At 47.3% G+C, this 24,483-nt stretch carries 22 protein-coding genes; 16 read left to right on the top strand and 6 right to left on the bottom strand.

Annotation, left to right across the window (positions count from 1 at the left end):
* The 9 genes from BLR11_RS03710 to BLR11_RS03670 form a co-directional block, all read left to right on the top strand.
* The coding region (locus BLR11_RS03710; RefSeq protein ID WP_176762860.1) for an OmpA family protein at positions 1-2,451 on the top strand (2,451 nt) is incomplete at its 5' end.
* A 244-nt stretch (positions 2,452-2,695) separates the two neighbouring features.
* Positions 2,696-3,586, top strand: a complete 891-nt coding sequence (locus tag BLR11_RS03705) for a GGDEF domain-containing protein (RefSeq protein ID WP_176762859.1) — start codon at positions 2,696-2,698, stop codon at positions 3,584-3,586.
* 370 nt (positions 3,587-3,956) lie between these two features.
* Positions 3,957-4,748, top strand: coding sequence for a phage replisome organizer N-terminal domain-containing protein (locus BLR11_RS03700; RefSeq protein WP_091648298.1), 792 nt, complete (start codon positions 3,957-3,959; stop codon positions 4,746-4,748).
* Positions 4,672-5,220 carry a hypothetical protein gene (locus tag BLR11_RS03695; RefSeq protein WP_091648295.1) on the top strand — a complete coding sequence of 183 codons (549 nt, stop codon included), beginning with the start codon at positions 4,672-4,674 and terminating at the stop codon, positions 5,218-5,220. Before BLR11_RS03700 ends, BLR11_RS03695 begins: the two co-directional genes overlap by 77 nt.
* Before the next feature lie 35 nt (positions 5,221-5,255).
* Positions 5,256-5,495, top strand: a complete 240-nt coding sequence (locus BLR11_RS03690) for a hypothetical protein (RefSeq protein WP_091648293.1) — start codon at positions 5,256-5,258, stop codon at positions 5,493-5,495.
* Positions 5,496-5,557: 62 nt separating this feature from the next.
* Positions 5,558-6,094: an N-acetylmuramoyl-L-alanine amidase family protein gene (locus BLR11_RS03685; RefSeq protein ID WP_091648291.1), complete on the top strand. Its 537-nt coding sequence runs from the start codon at positions 5,558-5,560 to the stop codon at positions 6,092-6,094.
* A gap of 78 nt (positions 6,095-6,172) precedes the next feature.
* Positions 6,173-6,388, top strand: coding sequence for a DUF1659 domain-containing protein (locus BLR11_RS03680; protein ID WP_091648289.1), 216 nt, complete (start codon positions 6,173-6,175; stop codon positions 6,386-6,388).
* Between the two features lie 38 nt (positions 6,389-6,426).
* Positions 6,427-6,651 (top strand): DUF2922 family protein, encoded by a 225-nt coding sequence (locus BLR11_RS03675; RefSeq protein WP_091648286.1) that lies wholly within the window; start codon positions 6,427-6,429, stop codon positions 6,649-6,651.
* 234 nt (positions 6,652-6,885) lie between these two features.
* Positions 6,886-7,521, top strand: a complete 636-nt coding sequence (locus BLR11_RS03670; protein WP_091648284.1) for an RNA polymerase sigma factor — start codon at positions 6,886-6,888, stop codon at positions 7,519-7,521.
* Between the two features lie 214 nt (positions 7,522-7,735).
* Here BLR11_RS03670 and BLR11_RS03665 read toward each other — a convergent pair whose 3' ends face one another.
* Positions 7,736-8,401: a YczE/YyaS/YitT family protein gene (locus BLR11_RS03665; RefSeq protein WP_091648282.1), complete on the bottom strand. Its 666-nt coding sequence runs from the start codon at positions 8,399-8,401 to the stop codon at positions 7,736-7,738.
* 15 nt (positions 8,402-8,416) lie between these two features.
* Entirely contained in the window at positions 8,417-8,965 is a 549-nt protein-coding gene (locus BLR11_RS03660) for a helix-turn-helix domain-containing protein (RefSeq protein WP_091648280.1), read from the bottom strand.
* A gap of 427 nt (positions 8,966-9,392) precedes the next feature.
* On the opposite strand from BLR11_RS03660, the gene BLR11_RS03655 reads away from it, so the two are divergent.
* The 4 genes from BLR11_RS03655 to BLR11_RS03640 all read left to right on the top strand — a co-directional run bounded on the left by BLR11_RS03655 (position 9,393) and on the right by BLR11_RS03640 (position 14,648).
* Positions 9,393-11,291, top strand: a complete 1,899-nt coding sequence (locus tag BLR11_RS03655) for a sigma 54-interacting transcriptional regulator (RefSeq protein WP_176762858.1) — start codon at positions 9,393-9,395, stop codon at positions 11,289-11,291.
* A 194-nt stretch (positions 11,292-11,485) separates the two neighbouring features.
* A complete protein-coding gene (locus tag BLR11_RS03650; RefSeq protein ID WP_176762857.1) occupies positions 11,486-12,853 on the top strand; it encodes an MFS transporter in 1,368 nt (455 codons plus the stop codon).
* Between the two features lie 38 nt (positions 12,854-12,891).
* On the top strand, positions 12,892-13,770 hold the full coding sequence (locus tag BLR11_RS03645) for an isocitrate lyase/PEP mutase family protein (protein ID WP_091648276.1): 879 nt from the start codon (positions 12,892-12,894) through the stop codon (positions 13,768-13,770).
* Positions 13,771-13,784: 14 nt separating this feature from the next.
* The gene (locus tag BLR11_RS03640; protein WP_091648274.1) at positions 13,785-14,648 is read left to right on the top strand and encodes an isocitrate lyase/PEP mutase family protein; all 864 of its coding nucleotides are present in this window, start codon (positions 13,785-13,787) and stop codon (positions 14,646-14,648) included.
* Between the two features lie 480 nt (positions 14,649-15,128).
* Here the strand turns inward: BLR11_RS03640 and BLR11_RS03635 are convergent, their stop codons facing one another.
* From BLR11_RS03635 to BLR11_RS03625, 3 genes are read right to left on the bottom strand one after another with little or no spacing between them, the layout of a single operon-like run.
* On the bottom strand, positions 15,129-18,173 hold the full coding sequence (locus tag BLR11_RS03635) for an efflux RND transporter permease subunit (RefSeq protein ID WP_091648273.1): 3,045 nt from the start codon (positions 18,171-18,173) through the stop codon (positions 15,129-15,131).
* The gene (locus tag BLR11_RS03630) at positions 18,170-19,276 is read right to left on the bottom strand and encodes an efflux RND transporter periplasmic adaptor subunit (RefSeq protein WP_091648271.1); all 1,107 of its coding nucleotides are present in this window, start codon (positions 19,274-19,276) and stop codon (positions 18,170-18,172) included. Before BLR11_RS03630 ends, BLR11_RS03635 begins: the two co-directional genes overlap by 4 nt.
* 56 nt (positions 19,277-19,332) lie before the next feature.
* Positions 19,333-19,953 carry a TetR/AcrR family transcriptional regulator gene (locus tag BLR11_RS03625; RefSeq protein WP_176762856.1) on the bottom strand — a complete coding sequence of 207 codons (621 nt, stop codon included), beginning with the start codon at positions 19,951-19,953 and terminating at the stop codon, positions 19,333-19,335.
* Between the two features lie 704 nt (positions 19,954-20,657).
* Between BLR11_RS03625 and BLR11_RS03620 the strand changes: the two genes are divergently transcribed.
* A complete protein-coding gene (locus BLR11_RS03620; RefSeq protein WP_218118713.1) occupies positions 20,658-21,488 on the top strand; it encodes a helix-turn-helix transcriptional regulator in 831 nt (276 codons plus the stop codon).
* A 242-nt stretch (positions 21,489-21,730) separates the two neighbouring features.
* Here BLR11_RS03620 and BLR11_RS13930 read toward each other — a convergent pair whose 3' ends face one another.
* On the bottom strand, positions 21,731-21,901 hold the full coding sequence (locus BLR11_RS13930; RefSeq protein ID WP_245675072.1) for a hypothetical protein: 171 nt from the start codon (positions 21,899-21,901) through the stop codon (positions 21,731-21,733).
* A 350-nt stretch (positions 21,902-22,251) separates the two neighbouring features.
* Here BLR11_RS13930 and BLR11_RS03615 point away from each other — a divergent pair, with 350 nt between their 5' ends.
* Positions 22,252-22,926, top strand: a complete 675-nt coding sequence (locus tag BLR11_RS03615) for a hypothetical protein (RefSeq protein WP_091648265.1) — start codon at positions 22,252-22,254, stop codon at positions 22,924-22,926.
* 231 nt (positions 22,927-23,157) lie between these two features.
* Positions 23,158-24,480 carry a 4Fe-4S dicluster domain-containing protein gene (locus BLR11_RS03610; protein WP_091648263.1) on the top strand — a complete coding sequence of 441 codons (1,323 nt, stop codon included), beginning with the start codon at positions 23,158-23,160 and terminating at the stop codon, positions 24,478-24,480.
* Positions 24,481-24,483 lie beyond the last annotated feature (3 nt).

Genomic DNA, 24,483 nt, shown 5'->3' with positions numbered 1-24,483 from the left:
AATACGAGTGGCAACTTCGTAACTGGCAACACCAATACCGCTTCGGGTACGCTTACGGGCAATGGTGTGAACGGCAATGCGAATACGGCCTCCGGTACAGCTACGGGAAATCTTGTAACTGGTGATGCGAACACGGCTTCTGGAGCACAGAGCGGCAATCTCGTGAACGGCAGTTTCAATACGGTGTCCGGCAGTAATTCCGGAAATAAAGTGCATGGTGACAGCAACACGGTAATCGGTACGGATTCCGGGAATAAGGTACGCGGAGACAACAACACGGTAACCGGTACGGATTCCGGGAATAAGGTACGTGGCAATAACAATACCGTGACCGGCAATGAATCTGGAAATAAAGTACATGGTGATAACAACACCGTGACGGGCAACGAATCAGGAAATAAGGTGCGCGGCGATAACAACACCGTAACCGGCAATGAATCCGGGAACAACGTACTGGGTAATAATAACACGGCTGCGGGAGACAGCAGCGGCAACCATGTATGGGGCGATTCCAATACGGCCTCGGGGACCTCTTCCGGTAATCATGTCTGGGGTAATAGCAACACGGCATCGGGTACGTCTTCGGGTAATCACGTATGGGGCGATTCCAACACCGCTTCGGGAACGGATACGGGTAACGGCGTACTGGGTAATTCCAACACGGCTTCGGGAACGTCTTCGGGCAGCAGTGTCCTAGGCAGTTCCAATACGGCTTCCGGAACAGATTCCGGCAATGATGTGACCGGTCTTTCTAATACTTCTTCCGGTACGGATACGGGAAATACGGTAGCAGGAGCGGCTAACACCGCCACCGGAACAGCGACCGGCAATGATGTGACCGGTATTGCCAATACCGCCTCCGGGACAGCGAGCGGAAATTCCGTAACGGGAATTGCCAACACGTCTTCCGGTACCTTTACGGGCAATGATGTCACAGGAAGCAGCAACACCGCGTCCGGTACGTATGTCGGCAACAATGTAAGCGGCAATGCCAATACGACCTTTGGCAATTCCTCCGGCAGCAGCATTACCGGCAGTGCCAATACGTCTTTCGGAATTTCTACAGGCAATACGGTAAACGGCAGTGCCAACACCTCCTTTGGCAATTCTGCAGGCAACACCGTTGCCGGCAATAACAATACGTCTTTCGGAATTTCTACAGGCAATACGGTAGCAGGCAGCAACAACACCTCTTTTGGCAATAATTCCGGGAATAATGTAACGGGATCGAATAATGTGGCCATCGGCAATAATTCCGGAAATAATGTGCAGGATAGCAATACCGTATCCATTGGCACCAATGCGCATGGGAGTGCGGATAGTTCTGTCGCTATCGGCGCCGGAGCCTCTGCTTCCGGAGCCAGCAGCATATCTATCGGCCCAGGGAATGTGGTCAGCGGAACGGGATCGGGAGCTATCGGAGATCCGAGTACCGTTACCGGGAACAGCTCCTATTCCATTGGGAACGACAATACAATCAGTTCCAACAACACCTTTGCTATAGGAAATAATATCAGTCAAACGACAAACAACAGTATTGTTCTGGGGAATAATTCCTCCAGCACGGCAGCCGTCGCTACGGCCGGAACCAGCATCAACGGTAGTTCGTACAGCTTTGCCGGGGCCAGTCCTGTTGGTGTCGTCAGTGTAGGGAGTGCTGGCAACGAACGTCAGATCCAAAATGTGGCGGCCGGACAGGTCAACGCAACCAGTACCGATGCTGTTAACGGCAGCCAGTTATTTGCAGCCTATCAATCCATCGGGCAATTTGACACCCGTATTAATCGAGTAGGCGCGATGGCAGCGGCTATCAGCGGACTCGCACCTTTGGATTATGACAAGAAGAACAAGACCATGATCTCTGCTTCTACAGGCAATTATCGCGGACAAGGCGCCATCGCTTTCGGAGCCTATCACTATGTGAACCGTGATGTCTTGCTCGGAGCGGCCATGGCTCTCGACAGCGGGGAAAGAATGTGGCGTTTCGGCGTTACCGTGCGGCTTGGCAAGTCTTCACCGGAAGTAAAAGCAATGGATAATTCGGCAGATATTGCAGCCCTCAAGAAAGAAATCGAAGCGTTGAAACTGGAAATGGGCAGCGTAAAGACGGAAAAACAGATCGTCAATGAAGCACTGGGCAATATCCAGTTTGATTTCGATAAATCTGATCTTAAGCCGGAAATGGCACCGTATCTGCTGAAGGTATTGGAATATGCCAAGAAGCATGATGGTGAAAAGCTGGTATTAACAGGCAATACGGATAATGTAGGAACGGATACCTACAATACGGCATTGGCAATGCAACGTGCCGAAGCAATCAAGTCCTTCTTGGTAAGCAACGGTATCGATCAATCCCGTATTCAGGTCATTTCCATGGGAGCCAGCCATCCGATCGCCAGCAATGATACGGAAGTAGGCAGAGCAATCAACCGCAGAACTGAAATTCAATAGTCTTGCTATGGTTACAAGCCGCCGAAAGAATGGTGGTTATTCCTTCTAGCTTGTGATTTGCAGTGCACCCTCCGGGTTGGATAGTATTCCAGCCCGGAGGGTGTATTTTACGGTGAGTGCAGACGAGATTTTTATATAAATTTTCTTCTGCACTTATTTTTATTATGAGGGGAATATAGTATAATATCGGATAGGTAACAGCTGGTTGCCGTGTATTTTGTTCATGTATAAAGGATTATTCATCATGGATCATTTATTTTTAGAAAAAGTAGAACATGCGTTATCTGTGTTAACCAATGTGTATGATGTCGTGCGGATCGTAGATCCCGTACGCAATACGGTCGTGTATAATCCGGGCAAAGAGGTGCCGGATTTGGAGAAATCCCCCTGCTACAGTGTCTGGAACAAAGATCGATTCTGTGATAATTGCATCGCCCTGCGCGTGCAGCAGGAGAAAACAACCTTATTTAAGTTTGAAATGATAGGGTCACAGGTTTTTCTGGTTACGGCCAGCCTGTTTTCGTGGCACGAAACACACTATGTATTGGAACTGCTGACGGATATTACGCATAAAAGTATCTGGACTACGATGAGGGACGGCAAAGAAGAGAATTTTGCCGAGGCGATCTTGCGTTTCAATGATTCGGTCGTCAAGGATGAATTGACGGGCGTCTTTAACCGGCGGTTCATCAACGAACGGCTGCCGATACAGCTGTTCAATCATGTATTGGCCGGTACAGCGGCATATTTGCTGATGGTTGATATGGACTTTTTTAAACATATCAACGATGTTTACGGACACCGGGCCGGAGATGCCGTGCTGCAGCAATTTGCCGGACTGCTGCAGGCGGCGGTTCCCAATTTGTCAAGCTGGGTTGTCCGGTATGGCGGAGATGAATTCCTGCTGTATCTGGAGGACGTATCCCGGGCAGAAGCCGAACGGATCACCCGGACGGTGCATGATGCGGTGGCGGCATTTACCTTTACCGTGCCGGAGGGAATCATCCGGACCTCCTGCAGTATCGGGTTCTGTCCACTTCAGACAGATATGGAAATGCAGGAATGGCTGGAGCAGGTAGATCGGAATTTATATCAAGCAAAACAAAAAGGCCGCAATTCCATATGCGGTTTATAATACGTTTCTTCTCTATTGTTACGGACTTATGTGTTTGTATCAAAAGACCACCTTCTGCTGCCGATAGGCAGCGGGAGGTGGTCTTTTTTGCCTGCAGTTCTGTTATATAGGGGAAAAACGTGGATCGTATGAGTCTGCCGGCGGAATATGGGTAACGCGTTACGTAACGCAGCAGAAAAAGAAAAAATGATAAGCAGAATAGAAACAGAAAGAAATATACCCTCTTTTTCATGGGCCGATAATAAACAAATTATAAATAAATTATAAACAATTGAATTTACGTTGCGATTTCGCCTTGGAAAAATCCCTTATATAAGTAGAGGGGTAATTTTCCCAAACCAAACTATCCATATAAAAGGAGTGTTTTTCTGTGAAACAGTTACAGTGGCTCAAAACGCAGGTAGGTATATTTGATACTCCCAAGGTGCGGTATATGCTGCATCAGCCCAATGGTGATTCCTATTATGTTATCTGGTGCATGCTCAAGGATATGGCAGGCAAAATCAATGACCGCGGGTACATATATCTATCAAGCAGACAGGCAATGACGGCCGAATTACTGGCTCGTCATCTGGGACGACGGAAGCCTTTTATGGAAAAGGTGTTGGAACTGTTCGAAGAACTGGAACTTCTCGTACGTGAGGAAAACGGTATGATCCGCCTGCTTACGTGGGAGGAGGATCAGGACTACGATACGCTGCAGCGCCGCCGGGAACATACCCGTAAGCGCGTGGCCGCTTATCGACAGCGGCAGGCAGCGGCTGCCGATAAGACGGACGCACACCACCTAGTGGAGGCATCCTGTTTCGCAGCGGCTCCACAGACGGAATCCCAGGTGTCTTGCGAGGAGGCGGAAAAGGCTGATTTGCCGGAACCGCTGCAAAGAGCGGGGGACTATTATCAGCAGCATTTCGGGATGATTTCGGCAGGGACGGTACAGGAACTGCGGGAACTTGAAGCGGATTGGGGAACGGAGGCGGTTTGCGACGCTATTGATAAAGCCTATGTGCAAGGCAAATCGCATATCCGATATATACAAGGCATTTTGCGGAATAGTCCGCGATACACGCAGGAGGAACAAGACAATGAATTTGGATTCTCGCCAGCTGTTGCTCGGAAACTTAATCAGTTGTTTTCAAAGACAGGCCCAGCAGATCGATAGCCGCTGGACGACTATCATTGATGAACTGCTGCCGGATACGATGACGCTGGATCAAGCGAGGAACTTGTCGCGCAGACTGATCATCCGGTATCGATTTCTGCCCTCCATTGCTGAAATTGTCGAAGAATGGCGAGCGATGGCAAGGGAGGAATATATGAAAACATCTCGGCCCGAGACGGGTGTGAAGGATACGGAAAAATCGCGCATATTGCATCGCCTGCGGAAAATCCGGCAGGAAGCTGCAGCAGGTAACCGATTTCCTGAGCCGGAAGTCGATCCGGAGGTCACGATGTTTGCCCGCTTATTTTATCCGGAGATCAGTGATACCTTGATTCAGCGGAATTGGCTTGAAATCACGAATTGCATGCAGCACCGGCAGCAGCAGGAACGGGAACACAGCCCGTACCGGACCGTCATGCATTTGTGTCAAGATGGATCGATAGAGCTGCGTATGCGGCGTATCTCTCCCTAATAGCAGGAACCATTATCCAGAAAGGAGGAATCGGAATGTTTTATTTTCTTCGGCATATAGACCGGCAGGCTATCGTGCTCATCATGCAGCGCGTGCTGTCGGCGATCATTCCCCTGAAGCCCTATGCTTCGTGCGGATATGCACCGCGCTGTCCTTGCCCGTCGGCACCGGTCCAGGAAACAACGGGAGTCGCCATCGGTGATTCCGTTACCATGAATCTGACCGGCAGTCAGGAGTGTCCGTGTCAGCGGACCGATGTTTTTCAAGATCGTTAGCGAATAGTATATAGTGGAGCTGTTATGGAGCCCATGCTTCATGACACGTTAGGAGGAATAGTATGCTTTGTTTTATAAATCCCGGTCACGACCGGCAGCTTGACAGCGGGGCAGTGAATCCGGTTACCGGAGTACGAGAATGTGATGAGGCGTTTGTCTTGGGAGAAATGGTGCAGGAATGCTTGGAACAAACCGGTGTCGCAGTGCGGCTGCGTCAGGATGATGACCTGGCGGCGGTTTGTGATGAAGCCAACGATAGGAAGGCCGATCTCTTTGTGTCTATTCATTTCAATGCCTTTAACGGGAAGGCAAGCGGTACGGAAACACTGGTCAATACGACTCCGGCCAGCCTGGTATTGGGGCATTGCATCCAGCAGCAGATACAAGCCGTGCTGGGACTGCCGAACCGCGGCTTGAAGGAACGTCCTAAGTTATGGGTATTGCGAGGGACGATCATGCCCGCCGCGTTGGTTGAGGTATGTTTTATTGATCATATGGCGGATATGGTACGATACAATGCAAAAAAACGGGAAACTGCAGCGGCTATTGCCCGCGGCATCAAGCAATATATGGAACAGCAAGCCGCTGTCGCCGTATAGCCGGTTTGTGGGTCCCTGTTTTAAAGATAAACAAGCTCATGAGCTTTTTATATATTGGGAAGAAAGGAGGGATGAACTATGGCAGAACGCAATGTAGTGTCCAACAAGTTGAAACTGGTTGTGACCTATAAAGATGCAAACAACAAGGAAAAAAATCGTCAAATTACATTTGCGAAATTAAAAGCGGGTGCAGAACCGCAGTCCTTGCTGCAGGTTGCAGGCGCAATCGCCGGTCTTCAGGCAGATACGCTGACAAAAATCGTTGAAACAACGGAAAACGTCATCGAAGCCTAAGCGGTACATTTTATTATTAGAGGAAGGAGGAACGGAATATGATAAAAACTGAAACGAAAACACTGCAGCTCCAATTTGCCGATGTGCAGGGAACTAAAATCAGCTACGCGGTAAAGAACCCGAAGGATGATTTGGATAAAGCAGCGATCGATGCAGCAGCAAAAACGATTATCGAGAGCAAATTATTTGCTACGAAAAACGGTGACCTTGCTGAACTTAAAGCCGGTAATATCGTGACTCATACAGTTGAGACGATGGATTAAGTGATTGGTATTGTACAACAGAATGTGTCCGTACACGCGTGTACGGACACATTCTTTGATACCCAAGCGAGATGGGAGATTCATCTTCTCATTTTATTTTAATGTTTGCGGTAAAAACAAAATATTTTTAATATAAATTTAATTATATGGGATGATTTTCTAAGAATATATTAATTAAGTTACGTTACGATATAGTCATTGTTAACGTAAGTAATACATGGAGGATTGATAATTATGACAGAATCATTACGACCCTGGATACGATCTGCACAGCAAGGAAACAAGGAAGCCGTTGCTTTTATTACGGATCGTTTTATGCCGCTGATTCATCACACGGTACGGAAACACCATCATGCCCGGCTGATTTCCCGGGACGAAGCGCTTTCTGCAGCATACCACGGCATGCTGCAATGTATTTTTGACTACGATTTCAACTGGCCGGAGTCGATTCAATACCATATTACGAAATACGTCCGCCGGCATGTAAGCAACAGTGAACGGGATGTCATGAAGCATCACAAAAACAGAGTAGATATATATGATTCAGGAGGGAATGAGGACGGCGTAGACAACTTCGACCGGTTTTGCGACCCGAAAGCCATCAATCCGGCTGACGCGATTATCAAAAAAGAAGAAATCGGTCATATCAAGAAAATCATAGACCAATTGCCGCATGAATGGCAGCAGATACTTATCCTGCAATATCAAGGATACAGTTTTGTTGAAATCGCTAAAAAACTGTATATTACGGAAAGCGTAGTACGTCATCGCTTCTATCGCAGTCTTCAAATCATCCGCAAAAAAAGATCCCGGTCGCCCACCGGTTATCTTGTACTATACCTATATACTTGCTGTTGTATATGCATGTAAAATTCCTATCGAGACGACTTCCCTTCATCTTCTGATGATGAAGATAGAGTCTTTTTTTTTGCCTGCATTTACCCGGAAGCGGAAAAAGGAGGGGACTTTTTTAAAGGAACAACGCGACGCGTAAAAAAGAGTGACTCACCTAGTTTGTTTGCTAGTTGGCGTCGCAAGGTGACTGAGAAGTTGCCTTTTTTCTTTATTCCTTGTTTTTTAATTTTTATATGTCTGGGTTACTTTTTGATAGCGTGGTTATTTTCATAGTGTCGTATATGCTTTCGTGTTCGACGCTTTTTACGTCAAAATGCAGCAGTTTAAAGGTATATTGCAGGATAATTCCGATGCCCAATACGGAGATGGCAGTTCCCATGCCGACTTTGGCACCTAGCAGCCAGCCAATGATCAAGACCGTGCCTTCCAGTAATCCGCGGATCGCTCCGATAGGTACGGAGGGCAGCCGTTTTCCCAGTGCGACCATCAACGCGTCACGAGGACCGCAGCCAAGGGAGGCCCCGATATAGAAATAGCTTCCGATGCAGATAATGATTTGCCCTATGAGGAGCATTGCCAGACCGAGTTCCATGGTGGGCATTTGGGGAATTATATCGGCATATTGGATCAGATCAACAAATTTCCCGATGAGTATGGCATTGAGGACTGTACCGACTCCTACTTTTTCCTTTAATGTCAGATCGATCAGGATGATGAGGAGTCCGGTGATGACGACAATATTGCCGTAGGAGAGGTCCGTCAGATAGGCACAGCCCATACTGAAAGCTTCCCAAGGAGCTAGGCCGATATTGGCTTGTATGGTCAAAAAGGAGCCAAGGGAAAATAGAAATAGTCCAACTATCAAACGGGTTATTCTTATTATATAGGTATGCATGTCAGGACTCCTCGTTTATTCATGATATAGAAGCATAATAATTTGTACTTCCTTGTCTGTTTCGTTGCCATAGGCATGGCGGCAATTGGCCAGAAATTGGAGGGCTTCCCCTTCCTGCAATGGGAAGGTTTGCTCTCCGACTTGTACACTAAACACACCTCTTGTGCAAATAATATATTCCCGTATGCCTGCTTCGTGACATTCTGAGACTCGTTGGGAATGAGGGGCAATACGATGGCGGAAAATTTCAAATTTTTTATCCGGGTCAAATTCGAATAGAACGAATAATTCGAAACCCTCCCACGCGGAATAGTGCTTGACCGTATCGTTGGTAGTGAGTGATACCTGCGGCGTTTCAAAATATGTCAGCTGTACCAGGGGAATTTTAATTCCTCTGCATATTTTTTCCAGTACTGATATTGTTGGACTTTTGGTACAGCGCTCGATTTCACTCAGCATACTTTTGCTGACACCTGTCAATATAGCTAAATCATCCAAGGTAAGGTTTCTTTCCTGCCGGATTCGTTTAAGATTTCTACTTACGGTTTCGTTTGCTGAAATCATTACAACACCTGCTGTCCACTATAATGGATAAATTTTATTATAGTGAATACAGTACGCTGTATCACGTCATTTGTCAAGATAGCACGGGATAGTGATGCGTAGGGGGGGGAAGGGGCAAGGTCTAACCTCTCCGACCTCGGACGAAACCCGTGTCCGAATCCACCTAGAAAACAAACTAAGCGATTTGCGTGCTTTTGCGCATTACTGCGTTCCTGCAAAAGCAGCTCTCTGCGTATCTCCTGTCAAGGAAGGCTTAAGGGCTCTGTGATGCTTTCGACTCTCTTGCTTTTTGTTTTATTATACGTTAATTGCATAATTGGTATGCAATAAAGGATATTTGTCGTACGCAGGGAATATAATATGGTATGGTTTTGGTGGGATTTTTCGTGCAGTTCGTATGTGCCGCGCGGCAGAGAGGGAGATTGTTATGGCAATCACGATTGCAATCATTAGCTATTATAAGTTAACAGAGGTGGTCAACCGAGCAAAGGAGTTTTTGCCGCCGGATGTAACGGTGCGTGTTGTGAATTGTAATTTGCTGACGCAGCCGGAGCGGATCAAAGAGTCGTTAGCTTTGCAGGAGGAGGTCGATGTGTTTGTTTCGGCCAGCGGAAATTATAGTGTTTTATCGGCGTATATTACAGAGCCTATGGTGGAAATCAAGCCGTCCGTGACGGATGTGCTGTTGGCGATGAAAAAGTCGGCTGTGTCAGAGGAACCGATCGCCTTGTTGAAGTATCATACAGGAATTGATTATTTGAATGATACAAAGGAGTTATTCCTGCATCCTGTGGTTCAGTACGTGTATAAGACGGCGGACGAGGCGGAACGGATGATACAGCAGTTTATCAGCATGGGGATCACGACGTTTATTGGCAGCAGTTTTGTGTACGAATCGGTGACGAGGGCGGGGTACTCCTGCTTTTTCTTGTATTCCGAGGATAGTGTGATCCGGGCGTTGGAAACAGCGGTTGCCGTTGCTCGGACGAAACGGCAGGAAATGGTCAAGACGATAGAAATCAAAACGATGCTGCGTTCTACGCAGGAGGGAATCATTGCGATTAATGGCGAAGGTATCGTGACTGTTTTTAATCCCAGTGCTGAAAAAATCACCAAGATACAGCATGAAAAGGTAGTGGGCAGACGGGCTGATGAGGTGCTGCCTGCGTTGTCACTGCATACGGTACAGCATTCGGGAAAACCGCAGCTTAATCAGGTGCAGCAAATCGGCGAGGTACAGATCTTGACGAATCGCGTGCCGATTCAGACCAAGCAGGGAATTTCCGGAGCGATCGTGACGTTTAATGATATAGGAATGGTGCAGAAGGCAGAAAAAAAGATCCGAGAGACCTTGCATAAAAAGGGGTTTATTGCTAAGACTACGTTTGAGGATATATTAGGGGACAGCCGACGTATAGAGGAAGTCAAGGATATGGCCTTGCAGTATGCACGCTGGAAGGCATCGGTTCTTATTACCGGCGAATCGGGTACGGGAAAAGAACTCTTTGCCCAGGCGATCCATAATGCCAGTTTGCGCAGCAATGGTCCGTTTGTGGCAATCAACTGCGCGGCGCTTCCGGAGAGTCTGCTGGAAAGTGAGTTGTTTGGGTATGAAAACGGCGCGTTTACCGGAGCAAAAAAAGGCGGCAGGCAGGGGCTTTTTGAATTGGCTCATGAGGGAACGATTTTTCTTGATGAAATAGCAGAAATGCCGATGGCGATCCAGTCGCGGGTCCTGCGGATATTGGAGGAGCATGAAGTACTGCGGATCGGCGGGGAACGGATCATACCGATCAATATCCGCGTGTTGGCGGCAACGAATAAAAATTTATGGGAATTAGTGCAGCGCGGTACCTTCCGCAAGGATTTGTATTATCGTCTGTGTGTACTGGAATTGCGAATCCCGTCACTGCAGGAGCGGAGTGAGGATATTCCGCTGCTTATTACCAAATTTTTGTCGGACTTCCGGCCGGATTTGCCGAACGACGTAATACAGCAGGTAGCACTCGATCTGCTGCTGAAACGATGTGAATGGGATGGAAATGTACGGCAATTGCGCAATATGATCGAACGCATCGCCGTTTTATATAAGACCAGTCAAGGTCTTTCGGACCTTATTGAGACGCTGCTGCAGCAACAGGTACTGCTTAAGGGAACGGATACGGAACTGAACGAAATTTACAAAACACTCAGAGAGGTACACGGCAATAAATCGCTGGCAGCGAAAAAGCTGGGTATCAGCCGTGCTACGTTATGGCGCAAACTGCAAAAAACGGAAACAGGAGAATCCGCTACGACAACCGAAAGTGTATCAGTGAAACACTAATGAAACACAATTTGAAACACTCTTGAGAGAATACGCCGTTTCTCAAGAGTGTTTTTGGCTAGTATACGCGGATACGGCGTATTCCTCTATATGGCATGATAATTTCATATATATGATTGGAACAAATAATCCGGATTATAAAAATGCATGCATGAATGAGCAATGTCCACATCGTATTGAAGGAGGTATGTATCATGGCGGAACAGCGCAAAAGCGTAATGGCAGGTCCGCGTATGGATCGGCTGCCGATGACTAAGACGCATTATAAGAGTTTTTTTCTTATTGCCGGAGGCAGCTTTTTTGATGGGTTTGATTTATATTTGGCTGGGGGTGTATTGGCAGCTATGGCGGCCGGTGGCTTTTCCAGTGTGACAGGAAATGCAACTTTTATTTCGTTTACTTTTATTGGACTGTATTTCGGTACGTTGCTGGCGGGGTATTTTGGTGATAAATTCGGCAGAAAATTTGCCATGAAATATACGCTTTTGATTTACAGTGCCGCAACTTGTGCTTGCGCATTGGCTCCGGAGTTCAGTCATCTGGTCATTTATCGGGCGATTGCAGGGTTTGGCTTGGGCGGCGTCATTATCACGGGATATACGTTTTGGGTCGAATTGTCTCCGAAAAATACACGCGGGTTTTGGTTCAGCGCCTTATCTTTTCTGGTCAATTTATCACAGCCCTTGGCCGCACTGCTGGCATTGGTCGTGATTCCTACGTACGGCTGGCGGTCGATGTTCTGGATTGCCGGTATTCCTCCCATTCTTATCTGGCTCCTGCAATTGAAATTTATGCCGGAATCTCCTCGGTGGCTGGAGGAACAGCATCGGTTGGAAGAAGCAGAAAGTGCACTGCAGCAATTTGAAAAAGGTATTCCTGATTTGCCGCCGCTTACGCAGACAGAGATAGTACGGGAGGGTGAAAAAACAGAACAAAGTGCAGCAGAAAAGAAAGTATCGCTATGGTCTCCGGGTATCCGGAAGATGACGTTCTTGTCTATTATTATTTCCTTATTGTATCTGCCGGCGTGGTTTACGTTTACGGCATGGGTCCCTACGTTTTTCATCAAGGAGGGGTTCAGCCAGGTCATGACCTTCGGCGTTACGTTTTTTATTATGCTGGGGGCTATCCCGGGGAATATATTGGCTGCGTGGGTCAGTGATAAGTTTGGCAGGAAAAAGACAATTATCGCCGATGCCGTTGTTTTGGCATTTTTGTCCTTGCTCTACGGTTATTCTACCAATATATATACGATGAGTGCTTTTGGTTTTGCCTTTATCATGGGCGGCAATGTGCTTATTGCGGTCATCATGGGATATATTCCGGAGTTGTTTCCGACTTCGGTGCGTATGATGGGAGCTTCTCTGGCCAATTCGTTCGGCCGGGCGGGGACGATCGCGTCGCCGTTCATGATCGCCTATTTGTTTAATTCCGGCGGGAAAGCCGCTGTGTTTATTTCCTCATTTATTATGTATGTCATTATTGCCATTTGTGTAGCCATACTGGGGAGAGAAACAACAAACAAGAGTTTGGAATCGATAGAAAAAGAAGTGGAAGCATAGCGTGTCGTATTACTATTAAGATAAAGAGGGTGTTTTTTATGACGAATAAAAAGAAGTTTCGCGAACTGCTGGCGGCTCCGGATATCCTGGTGCTGCCGGGGGTATATGATGCTTTTAGTGCCAAAATGGCAGAGAAAGCAGGTTTTTCCGGTGTGATCATGGGCGGATATCAGGTAGCGGCCAGCATGCTCGGTGAACCGGATGTAGGGTATGTATCGCTGACGGAAATGACATTTTCCCTGCGCAATATATGCAATGCCGTCACGATTCCCGTTGTATCCGATGGGGATACGGGATACGGCAATGCGATGAATGTCCGGCGGATGGTACGGGAATATGAAAATGCCGGAACTGCGGCGATTTTGCTGGAGGATCAGGTATGGCCCAAAAAGTGCGGCCATATGGAAGGGAAAAAAGTTATTTCCCGAGAAGAACATGTAATGAAAATCAAGGCGGCTGCAGAAGCCAAAAAAGATCCTGATCTGGTCATCATCGGCCGGACGGACGCCCGTGCCGTCAACGGATTGGATGATGCGCTGGACCGGGCCCGGTCTTATGCGGAAGCCGGAGCGGATATGTTATTTGTAGAGGCACCGCAGTCTCTGGAGGAAATGAAACGTATCGTCTCTGTCTTAAAGCCACTGGGGAAACCGCTGTTGGCTAATATGGTGGAACACGGAAAAACACCGGGACTTACGGCGAATGATTTACAAGACATAGGTTTTGATGCGGTTGTATTTCCCGTATCGGCCATTTATGCCATGGCCCAGACGTTGATGAAATTGTTTGCGGTTTTGAAGCAAAACGGAACGACGGCATCCTTGGCGGATACGATGATGTCGTTTACGGAATTTAATCAGCTTATCGGACTTCCGGCTTATACTGCTATGGAAGAAACCTACACCGTGCGTTCCTAGAGGAGATGGAGAGTATGTCACAAGCAAAAAAATTAAGAAAAATGTTGGCCGAACCCGGGATTATCCGGGCACCGGGAGCTTATGATGCATGGTCGGCAAGACTGATTGAAAAAGCAGGATTTCCAGCGGTATATATGACCGGCTACGGATTATCTGCCAGCTTGATCGGTCGACCGGATATCGGACTGCTTTCTTTGACGGAAATGGCCGGCGAAGGGAAAAATATAGCGGCAGCCGTGGATATTCCCGTTATTGCCGATGCAGACAACGGCTACGGAGGACTGCTGAACGTCGTTCGGACCGTACAGGAATATGAAAGAGCCGGACTGGCAGCTATCCAGCTCGAAGATCAAGTTACGCCGAAACGCTGCGGTCATATGGAGGGCAAACAAATCATCCCCAAAGAAGAAATGGCGGCAAAAATCAGAGCCGCCTGTTATGCCAGAAAAGACCCGGATACGGTGCTCATTGCCAGAACCGATGCGCGAGCCGTCATCGACTTTGACGAAGCTCTGGCGCGGGCAGCCTTGTACGCTGAAGCCGGAGCTGACGTGATTTTTGTCGAGGCTCCGCAATCAGTCGAGGAACTGCAGACCATAGCCAATACGATCCATAAACCGCTGCTGGCCAATATGGTGGAACATGGGAAAACCCCAATGCTTACGGGAAAGGAACTGGAAACTATTGGTTTTAAAATCGTTATCTATCCGGTAACGGCACTCTATACCGTGACGCAGGCAATGATGACTATGCTGAAAAAAGTAAAACAAGACGATACATCAAAACACGATACGGAGCATATGGTGGAATTTCCTGATTTCAATGAACTAATTGGATTGCCCGCCATACGCGAACTGGAACGGTCTTTTATGAAATAGTATGATGCAAACGCCCCCGCATATGCGGAGGCGTTTTGACGAGATATCTGCTTTTTTGGAGGGCAATGGAAAGGGCAGGGTCTAACCTCTCCGACCTCGGACGAAACCCGTGTCCGAATCTACCTGATAGACAAACTAAGCGATTCGCATACTTTTATTCATGCGATATTAATACCTTGACATTAGTCCTAAAAAACTAATTGACATGAAAAAAGAAAAATTTTAATAAAAAATGGGCAAGATACTCAATTTATTGCTGGAAAAGATATACGACTTTTGTGGAGAAGGTGTTTGAAATACAGTGCATAAAGTCATAGTCCTACGTCCAGTATTCTAACTATAAGTATGCTTTGAATATGCGGAATTTGAGTTCACAGTCTTGGTATCCAACTTGAACATTGTCTGCATATCGTGCTTGAACTGCATCATATTTTCCTTAATAAGAAGAATTATATTAAAATTAATAACTTACAATTTTCTTTATTTTTTTACCGTTTTTCTGTTTCTCCATTGATGGATCAAATCATAGATAATCGGTACGACAACCAGTGTCAATAAAGTTGATGTAATGACACCGCCGATAATGGCATGGGCCATCGGAGCACGCGCCTCAGCGCCTGGTCCAAGGCCCAGTGCAATTGGCAACATGCCGAAGATTATCGCGATACTTGTCATCAATATTGGACGCAGACGTATGCTTCCGGCTTCAGTCAGGGCTGTCTTGCAATCAATGCCTTCTTGCATACGCTGTTTCGCGAAATCAATCAGTAAAATGGCATTTTTCGTTACAAGTCCCATGAGCATCATAATTCCGATCAACGATACGAGACTGAGTTCGCTGCCGGACAGGAAAAGTCCGGCTAACGCGCCAATCATCGCCAGCGGCAGTGAAAACATGATGGCAAAAGGCTCGCTGTAACTTTCAAATTGAGCCGCGAGAATCATAAATATAAATGCTATGGCCATGAACAGCGCCATCTCCATATTCGAAAATGATTCATCCATATCGTTAGCAGCGCCAGCCTGACCGATCTTATAGCCGGCAGGCAGCTGTATCTTCTGCGCCTGCTTGAAGATGGCATCATTCGCGTCGCCCATCGAAGTTCCGTCCGTATTGGCGGTCAAACGGATTTCTTTCTGCCGATCATAGCGGCGGATATCGCTCGCGCTTGTCGTGTACTGCCAGTCAGCCACCTGTGAAAGAGGCACGAGTAACGGATGCCCGTCCGTCTGGTGCTCGCTTGGCACATAGACCTGCCGCAGCATATCCGATCGGCTGCGCCCATTGTCATTCAACCGCATGCGGATATCCACGCGTTCATCTTTATCGCCAAACTTACCAACAATTGAGCCGTTAAGCATCGTCTGCATCGTCGTACCAATGGCCATTGATGAGATACCAAGGTCGCTGGCACGCTCCTCTTTAAGTACGAGATTGAGATTTGGCATGCCCGCATGATAAGTGGAAGCGATATCCTGTACGCCTGGCACGGTTTCAAGCTCTTTCTGCACAGTTTCTGCCAGTGGAACAAGCTCGGCCAGCGACGGTCCGGTAATGGATATCGCAATTGGCTTATCATCGCTTTCAATAAAATCGGCGCGAACTCCCGGCAGTGCATTAAAGCGCTGGCGCACATCTGCAATGACCTCTTTTTGACTGCGGTTACGATCTTTCTTTGGCACGAGCTGTACAAAAAGATTATGCTGGCGATTCGAAGTTGTGGCATAGACATGACGAACCTCGGGAATGGTTTGCAGAACGGCCGTAAGCTTTGCCGACTGCTCATTCATCGTATCGATCGTAGCATCGGAAGAAGCTTGTACCTTTGCAGTAAACTGCGACTGATCCGTCACCGGCATAAAAGTCGATCCGAGAAGCGGCAAAAGGCCCAGACTCAGTAGGAATAACAGCAAAGTTGCGCCCAGCACCCGCAGCCGATAGGACTGCAAAAGCTTCCTAAGCGTCCTACCATACCATTCGGTCACATGTTCGAAGCCATGCTGCCAATGCTGCCATGGTCCTCGCAATATAGCCGGCATAGACGGTTTACCGACCGGCAGATAAAGCGCCGCCATCATCGGCGTCAGCGTGAATGAAACGAACAGAGACACCAGTACGGCAAATGCGATCGACAGTCCAAACTCTTTGAACATCTGCCCGTCAATGCCCGACATGAAGCCGACTGGCAGGAATACTGCCGCTACGGTAAAGGTCGTCGCCATGACTGCTAGCGCGATTTCCTTCGTACCGTCAATAGCTGCCTGTTTTGCATTTTTTCCCATCTGCCGGTGGCGAATGATATTCTCTATGACAACAATTGCGTCATCGATCAACAAGCCAACGGATAAAGACAGTCCCAGGAGCGACATGCTATTAATGGAAAATCCCGCGATCTTCATAAAGAGGAAAGTCGAAACAATCGAAGCCGGTATTGCTAGCGCGCTTATAACCGTGCTGCGCCAATCTCCCAGAAACCAAAACACGATGAGAACGGCAAAAATACTGCCGATAATCAGATCGAACCAGACCTCCGTAATCGATTCAGCGACGCGCTGCGCATCATCACGCACCAACTGCAGCTCCATCCCGGCGGGCAATTCATTCCCCAACTGCGTAAGCTCCTGCTTGACCGCTGTCGCTACTTTGACCGCATTGCCGCCCGACTGCTTGCCGATGGCAATGCCGATGGCCGGCTTACCATCGTAACGGGCGGTTGTTAAGACGTCCTTAACGGTGTCCTTCGCCGCGCCGACCTGCCAGAAGTAGATTGGCATCTGATCACGCATTCCTACAATGACCGAATCAAACTGCTGCACCATCTGGAAATTCCCCGCCATGCGCACGGAAAGTTCCTGCCGCTTATTGCTAAGCTTACCGGCCGGCACATCCTGATTGACCTGCTTGAGCTGCTGACCGACCTCGGCAACGGACAGCCCGAATGTATTGAGTTTATCCTGATTTATCAAAAGTTGAATTTCACGTTCCTGCCGGCCGCTGATGGTCACTTGTCCGACACCATTGATTTTCTGCAGGCGCGGTTTCAATACGTCATCAACAAAAATGCTAATTTCTCGCATACTCGCCGTCTCTGAAGTAATTGCCACGGATACAACCGGCTGCGCATTCATATCAAAGCGCGAAATCACCGGCTCTTTAATTGTATCCGGAAGATCGCCGCGTATCGCGCTGATTTTGTCGCGCACATCCTGCGCCGCTTCAGCCGGATTGACGCCAAAATTGAACTCGACATTGATTTCCGCCTCGCCTTCACGCGAAGTGGATTCAATATGCTTCACGCCGCGCGCTTCGCCGATGGCTTCCTCGACTTTCTGCGTAACCTGCGTATCGACCTGATCCGGCTGCGCTCCTTCATAGGTAATACTGATCGATACATAGGGCAAACTTGTATCCGGCATTTCATCGACATTCATCTTGCTATAGTTCACGATACCCATGAGAATCATGGCAGCTAAGACGACCGTCGCAAATACCGGCCGATGGATGCTGATTTCTGGTAGACTCATGATTCCTCCTCAAACTGCAGCAAATCGCTGTCCTTGATTTTATCGAGATTATCGGTCAGGATAACCATGCCTTCCGCAACGCCATTGGTAATCTCGATACGGTCGCCGATAATATCGCCAGCCTCAACGCGAATCTTTTTCGCATGACCATCCTCGACGGTAAAAATATACTGCAGTCCCTTCTGCCCGAGAACCGCTTGCTGCGGCACTGAAAGAACCGAATGAGGTACACCAAGATTCAGCTGTACCTGCACGAACATACCGGGCTTCAGCAACTGATCGGGATTATCCACCCGCACCTTTACACGGAACATACGGCTCTCTTTCCCCGCCACGGGACTGATGACATCGACCGTTCCGACGAACTCTTTTTCCGGATAGGCATCTACCGTCACATTGACCGTATTGCCTATTTTGAGATACATCATGTCGCGTTGCTCAACACTGACAACCACATGCACCGCATCCAGCTGTTCAATCGTCATAACTTGATTGCCCGCCGAAACATTTTGCCCATTTGTCAGATTTTTATTGGCGACCACGCCGTCGACCGGACTTACGACAGTAGCCTCAGCCAGCTGCTTCTCAGCACTGTTGAGGTTTGCCTGCGCTGAATCGAGATCCGCCTGACTGGAGAACATCTTTGTCCGGGCGCTTTCAAATTGCTGCCGGGAGTATGCGCCTTGCTCGAACAACACGGCATATCGTTGATACTCATCACGATCGTTGGCATATTTTGCTGCGGATTGATTGACACTGTTCTGTGCGATGCGAAGTGCATTGCACAGTTCAATCGTATCCATGACAAAAAGCGGTTGCTCTTTGCTGACAGACTGGCCATCCTCAATGAGCACTTTATTCACTTTTCCCGAAAAGCGACTGCTGATAATAGAAGAGGTCAGGCCCTCGACATTTCCCACAAACAGCATTGTCGCTGGTTTTTCGATGACCTTTACTGTATCAGTTGACACGGCAACCGGCTGAGGGATAGCGACCAGTCCTTTTTCAGCTCCTACCAATCGCCAGATCATAATTCCGAGTACAACAATCAATAAACTCAGCATAATGATACGTGTCTTTTTTTTCTCGCTTTTATTCATCATTCGTCTCCTTTTTATATTGACTTTGGTCAGTAGTCAGTAAAAAGAAAATGCGAATATTACTTCGCATCTTCAAAATGAACCAGACTGCCTGCTTTCATCCCAAACAGCATCTCAATCAGCTGCCCCGCAATTTGTTCACGGATAGTGATACTCTTTTCCGTGATAATATTCTGTTTTCCCTCAGGCCACATCGCATCCATGATTCCCCAGAAAAAATCAAGACATTCCTCCGTATGCGCCACTTGCATCGAGCCTTCTGCCATGCCTTGTGTGATGACGTCATTGAGCAATTGGTTAAAGCTCACCGACATACATTGCGTCCAGAAACGCAACAAAATATCATAGCGATTCTCTTCCGAAAGCTTATTCATCAGATGGTCTATAGGGGTCTCTATACCAAAAATCTTGAGGAATAGTTGCAGTTTCTGGACAGCATCAGCCGTCTTAACCTGCCGACTGTACGAATCAATAAAAACCTGTGTCCAGTGTTCAAAAATTGCCTTGAGCACATCGTCCTTCGTTGGGAAATAATAAAAAAAAGTCCCCTTAGCAACATCGGCTTTGTTACAGATATCTTGCACCATGGTCGCTTCATACCCTTTTGTACAAAAGCATTCCATTGCAATATCGATAAGTTCCTGCCGGCGCTCTAACGGATTTTTTCGAATTCTTGTCATTATCTTCATCTCCATTATTGACTTAGGTCAGTAAAAAAATAATACTATACTTTATAGTGATTGTCAATCTATTAAATTTTAAATGCCAAGTTTCTTATAAAAGTATTACAAGACTGAAAATACGATGATAGGTTTCGTATGATATTTATTAGAATCAATACTCCGTTTTATAATCACGAGGCTTCTCAGGATGACAGCGCGCTTCTTTTAAAAATTTCATAGATTTACTTATCAATCAATATATCTTCTCTAATAAAAAAATTGAAAAATTTTTTATTAGATCAAGCCGCAATCTTTACGGTGTTACTGGATAGTATGGGTTATATAGAGCAGAATCAGAGCGATACAGGAAAAAGATATTACGGTCAGGATTACTCAATTCTTTTCCAGGTGCTCTGCTAAAGGCAGAATGAAAAGAAAACTTAGAGTAGAGCCGATTGACGTGAGTGTTATCCTGAGTCCGGCTTGGAATGGTGTGAGGTGATGGGTTCCAGATGGGATAGCAGGGGGGGATGTATATATTGGCAACGGATCTGATCCATACTGACCGGCGGGTTAATAAATGGGAGTGCTGCTGTTGCTTTATGATAGATTTCTTTTGCATTATTGACGAGTAATGGAATTCATTGTACACTGTCGATATCTTAGTACAAGGGGTTTATTTATCATGGAATATGTTCTACCAGTATAACAATAAAGGGGATATGATGGAGATTGATACGCAGCAATATAAGGAGCTAGGGAATTTTATCAAAACGCGGAGAGAGCGGATACATCCTTCCCAAGTCGGGATATCGGATACGTCCCGGCGGCGTACTTTGGGATTGCGGCGGGAGGAGGTAGCTATGTTGGCAGGTATCGGGGTTACGTGGTATACCTGGCTGGAGCAGGGGCGTCATATTCAAATATCGCCTTCCGTGTTGCACAGCATTGCCCGGGTACTGATGCTGAATGAGTATGAAACGCTGCATCTATTTGAATTGGCAAAGTTGACGCCGGAAAAACCGCTGCAGCCTATACAGACACTCAAACCTATATTTCAGCATGTATTGGATAGTTTGGTGTATTCGCCGGCAATCTTGTTGGATATATATTGGAACGTCGTCGGATGGAATGCTGCGTATACGGCTGCTTTTGTCGACGTTAGTCAGATAGATATATCCCATAGAAATCTTATTAAAATGATGTTTACCCATAGCGAGTATCAAAAGCGTTTTGAAAACTGGGAAATCAAGGCGAAGGAAATGCTTGCAAGATTTCGTGTTTCCTGCGCCGGATATAGTAAGGATCCCTGGCTGAGACGGGGCATTGAATCCTTGCGGGAGGAAAGTGAGGAATTCAATACTTGGTGGCCGCTGCATGAGGTGGAACCGGAGCGTGAAATAACGAAAACGATCCGGCATCCTGAAGTAGGAAATTTGTTTTTTGAACATACCGTATTCATGACACCGGAAAACGAATTGCGGTTACATATCGATACGCCCCTGCGGCATACGGAAACCGAGGCAAAACTGAAACAGCTGCTTTCACGCTGATGTGTAAAAAAGAGTGAATCCCCTAGAAAACAAACTAAGCGATTCGCGTGCTTTTGTGCGTTATTTCGTTTCTGCCCAAGCTGTGTATTGCGTATTTCTTGTCCGGGTGAGTTTTTAAGAATTTATTGTATATAAAAAAATATGGTTGCATTACTTTTTTTTTGCTAGGTTACAACATACCCGGCCATCTTTTTTTGATGGCCGGGTATGTTTGGGTTGCAGCGGGTGGATCCGTGCAGGTATTATTTTATTTCATGGGATTTATTTTTCTTTTTATATTCTTCTTTTAGTTTCTGCAGTTCTCGCAGTTCGGCAGGGGGAACTTGCATGCCGCAGCAGCCGCCTCCTGTATTTTCCGTACAGCCTTTGCTGAAGCCGACGATCGCTTTTTTGATTTCTTCTAACCGGTGCATGAGTATCATCTCCTTGTTTTTTTCTGAGGGTTTTTCATGGTGTTATGTTATTATAGCAGATTGTATGGGATTTGTGAATATTTATTCCTCGTTAATAGATACAATCCAGTGGAAACCTTTTGCCGTGAATTCTTGGTTGTATTGCCAGTATCGCTAGGCAGAGAGCGGATTTGCGGGAGTATTTCTGTGCAATGCGGGAGGTGTCCGGCAGATCGTTGTTTGGTATAGAAATTGTTTTTTTGTTTGTTAGTATTCGACTTTGTTTTGGGAACGTGTATAATGGAGGAAGATAGATATGTGCGGATGAAGTGGAATGAATTGGAATATTTTTATCAGAGGGAGGGTTGTATATGAGTATTTCAGTTAAGGAAATTAAACAGGTTCTTCGTGACAAGGGGGTAACTTCTTTGTATCATGCCGATACGGTTGCGATGTCTTTGCTGTATTTAGAGAGCGGCGGGCTTTTGCCCGGCGATGCCTGGGAGGTGTCCGGCGTGATGCCGCCGTCCCGGCGTCGTGATGCGGAGACACGTCCGTTAGGGATGTTTCATGATGTTTTTTTTGCTTCTTGTGATGAGCATGACCGGGTGCAACGGTATAATTTATACGGCCCGGTGCTGTATGTGTATTCCTTAGAGGTACTGGATCAATTGGCCGGACAGGAGGTCTTGATTACGCGGGAGCATCCGCTGCGCTGGGCAGGGGAACGTGGGGAAGAGTTGTATTTCCGTTCCGTGCAGGAGATGCAGGAACAGTTTTGTGCCGGAGATATCTGCCAGTATGTGGCCGTCAGGAATGCCCATGAACCCATCGGGTTTGATTGCTTGCAGGAGATCGTGCTGGATGATCCGAATATTGAAAATGACAATTTTTTCAGGGCGTTTTCAAAGATTTCAAAGTTGAAAAAACAGAAGGGGATTGAAGCCCCCTTGACGGTACGGCAGTGCCGAAAATGCCAGAAAAAATTTTGCAGGCGTTCTTACGGTACGTTGTCGGAAAAAGAGTGGGAATATTATTTCGGCTGAGGAATGGCAGCAGAGACAGGGTATAATATATAAGATAGATATGGCAAAGGGGCGTGTATAAAAAATAACACTTTTTTGTCTAGTTTTTTTACTTTATTATTTGCACTTTTCACATGTATATTATTACCAAAACTAAAATGATATAATAATTTATCTGAAGAATTCTGATGAAACAGGGTAATAATATGACGAATGGGCAAGGGTAAAAGACTAGTATAGAGGTGACTGGGATTGGATTTGATAGAACAGGTTAAGGATGCAGGTATTATCGGGGCCGGCGGGGCCGGATTCCCTACGTATGCCAAGCTGGGGTCTGCGGCTGAGTATATGTTGATGAACGCGGCGGAATGTGAGCCGCTGCTGCGGGTAGATCAGCAGTTGTTAGCTGTGTATACGGATCGCATATTGACTGGATTTGAGGCGGCAGCGCAGGCAGTACAGGCTAGTCATGCGATTATCGGCATTAAGAAAAAGCATAGCCAGGTCATTGCGCTGCTCCGAAAACGGATCGGCGAGCTGCAAATGAATATCGAGGTTTTTGAATTGCCGGACTTTTACCCGGCAGGGGATGAACAGATCCTGGTCTATGAAGTGACAGGCCGCATTGTCCCCGAAGGGGGAATCCCCATCAAGGTCGGATGTGTCGTAGTGAATGTAGAAACGGCGCTTAATATCGGACGGGCCATGGAAGGACTTCCGGTTACGGAGTCCTTTGTAACGGTGTCGGGCGATGTACCGCAGCCGTTTACGGCAGCGATTCCCGTAGGGACGCCCATGCAGGCGGCAGCCGCACAGGCCGGAATCACGGATCTTACGGAGTATGCAGTCATTGACGGCGGTCCGATGATGGGCAAGGTACTGTCGGATGATAGGGCGACGGTCATGAAAAAAACCAAGGCCTATATCATTTTGAAAAAGACGCATCCTCTTATCGTGACAAAAACGGCGACGGATCGGCAGGCCCTGCTGGAAGGGCGAAGCGCCTGCGAACAATGCCGCATGTGTACCGATATATGTCCGCGTCATTTGCTGGGACATAATCTGCAGCCTCATTTGCTTATGCGAGCCGCGAAGTATACTCTCGCCCGGCCGGAGGAACTGACGCAGGCCAACTTATGCAGCCAGTGCGGCGTGTGTACATTATTTGCCTGTCCGGCGCATTTGAAACCGCATCAAATCAATTTTATGCTGAAACAGCAGTTAGGTGCTAACCGCATTCGGTATATACCTAAGACTACGAATTATGAAGTTCATTCTGCCCGTGCGTACAGGCGGGTGCCCGTGAAGCGGCTGATTTTGCGACTGGGGCTCGCGGAATTTGATCGGGAGGCGCCGTTAACCGCATGGTCGTATGTTTCCCCAGAGGTTCGGATTTCCCTGCAGCAGCATGTCGGAGCTCCGGCTCAGCCGATCGTTGAAGCCGGTACGGTTGTCGAGAAGGGACAATTGATTGCGGCTGTTCCGGAGGGAGCCTTGAGTGCGGCCGTTCATGCCAGTGTGCATGGCACGGTGACACAGGTCAATGAGAAGGAAATTACGATAAAGGTGGGATAATTC

The organism is Megasphaera paucivorans, assembly GCF_900103535.1.
GTDB lineage: Bacteria > Bacillota > Negativicutes > Veillonellales > Megasphaeraceae > Megasphaera_A > Megasphaera_A paucivorans.
Note: the sequence above shows the minus strand (reverse complement) of the source record. Positions and strands in the feature narration are given on the sequence as shown.

Bases quoted from the DNA above. Each gene is read 5' to 3' on its own strand.
- BLR11_RS03705 (WP_176762859.1), top strand. From the start codon at position 2,696: ATGGATCATTTATTTTTAGAAAAAGTAGAACATGCGTTATCTGTGTTA.
- BLR11_RS03695 (WP_091648295.1), top strand. From the start codon at position 4,672: ATGAATTTGGATTCTCGCCAGCTGTTGCTCGGAAACTTAATCAGTTGT.
- BLR11_RS03690 (WP_091648293.1), top strand. From the start codon at position 5,256: ATGTTTTATTTTCTTCGGCATATAGACCGGCAGGCTATCGTGCTCATC.
- BLR11_RS03685 (WP_091648291.1), top strand. From the start codon at position 5,558: ATGCTTTGTTTTATAAATCCCGGTCACGACCGGCAGCTTGACAGCGGG.
- BLR11_RS03680 (WP_091648289.1), top strand. From the start codon at position 6,173: ATGGCAGAACGCAATGTAGTGTCCAACAAGTTGAAACTGGTTGTGACC.
- BLR11_RS03675 (WP_091648286.1), top strand. From the start codon at position 6,427: ATGATAAAAACTGAAACGAAAACACTGCAGCTCCAATTTGCCGATGTG.
- BLR11_RS03670 (WP_091648284.1), top strand. From the start codon at position 6,886: ATGACAGAATCATTACGACCCTGGATACGATCTGCACAGCAAGGAAAC.
- BLR11_RS03665 (WP_091648282.1), bottom strand. From the start codon at position 8,401: ATGCATACCTATATAATAAGAATAACCCGTTTGATAGTTGGACTATTT.
- BLR11_RS03660 (WP_091648280.1), bottom strand. From the start codon at position 8,965: ATGATTTCAGCAAACGAAACCGTAAGTAGAAATCTTAAACGAATCCGG.
- BLR11_RS03655 (WP_176762858.1), top strand. From the start codon at position 9,393: ATGGCAATCACGATTGCAATCATTAGCTATTATAAGTTAACAGAGGTG.
- BLR11_RS03650 (WP_176762857.1), top strand. From the start codon at position 11,486: ATGGCGGAACAGCGCAAAAGCGTAATGGCAGGTCCGCGTATGGATCGG.
- BLR11_RS03645 (WP_091648276.1), top strand. From the start codon at position 12,892: ATGACGAATAAAAAGAAGTTTCGCGAACTGCTGGCGGCTCCGGATATC.
- BLR11_RS03640 (WP_091648274.1), top strand. From the start codon at position 13,785: ATGTCACAAGCAAAAAAATTAAGAAAAATGTTGGCCGAACCCGGGATT.
- BLR11_RS03635 (WP_091648273.1), bottom strand. From the start codon at position 18,173: ATGAGTCTACCAGAAATCAGCATCCATCGGCCGGTATTTGCGACGGTC.
- BLR11_RS03630 (WP_091648271.1), bottom strand. From the start codon at position 19,276: ATGATGAATAAAAGCGAGAAAAAAAAGACACGTATCATTATGCTGAGT.
- BLR11_RS03625 (WP_176762856.1), bottom strand. From the start codon at position 19,953: ATGACAAGAATTCGAAAAAATCCGTTAGAGCGCCGGCAGGAACTTATC.
- BLR11_RS03620 (WP_218118713.1), top strand. From the start codon at position 20,658: ATGATGGAGATTGATACGCAGCAATATAAGGAGCTAGGGAATTTTATC.
- BLR11_RS13930 (WP_245675072.1), bottom strand. From the start codon at position 21,901: ATGCACCGGTTAGAAGAAATCAAAAAAGCGATCGTCGGCTTCAGCAAA.
- BLR11_RS03615 (WP_091648265.1), top strand. From the start codon at position 22,252: ATGAGTATTTCAGTTAAGGAAATTAAACAGGTTCTTCGTGACAAGGGG.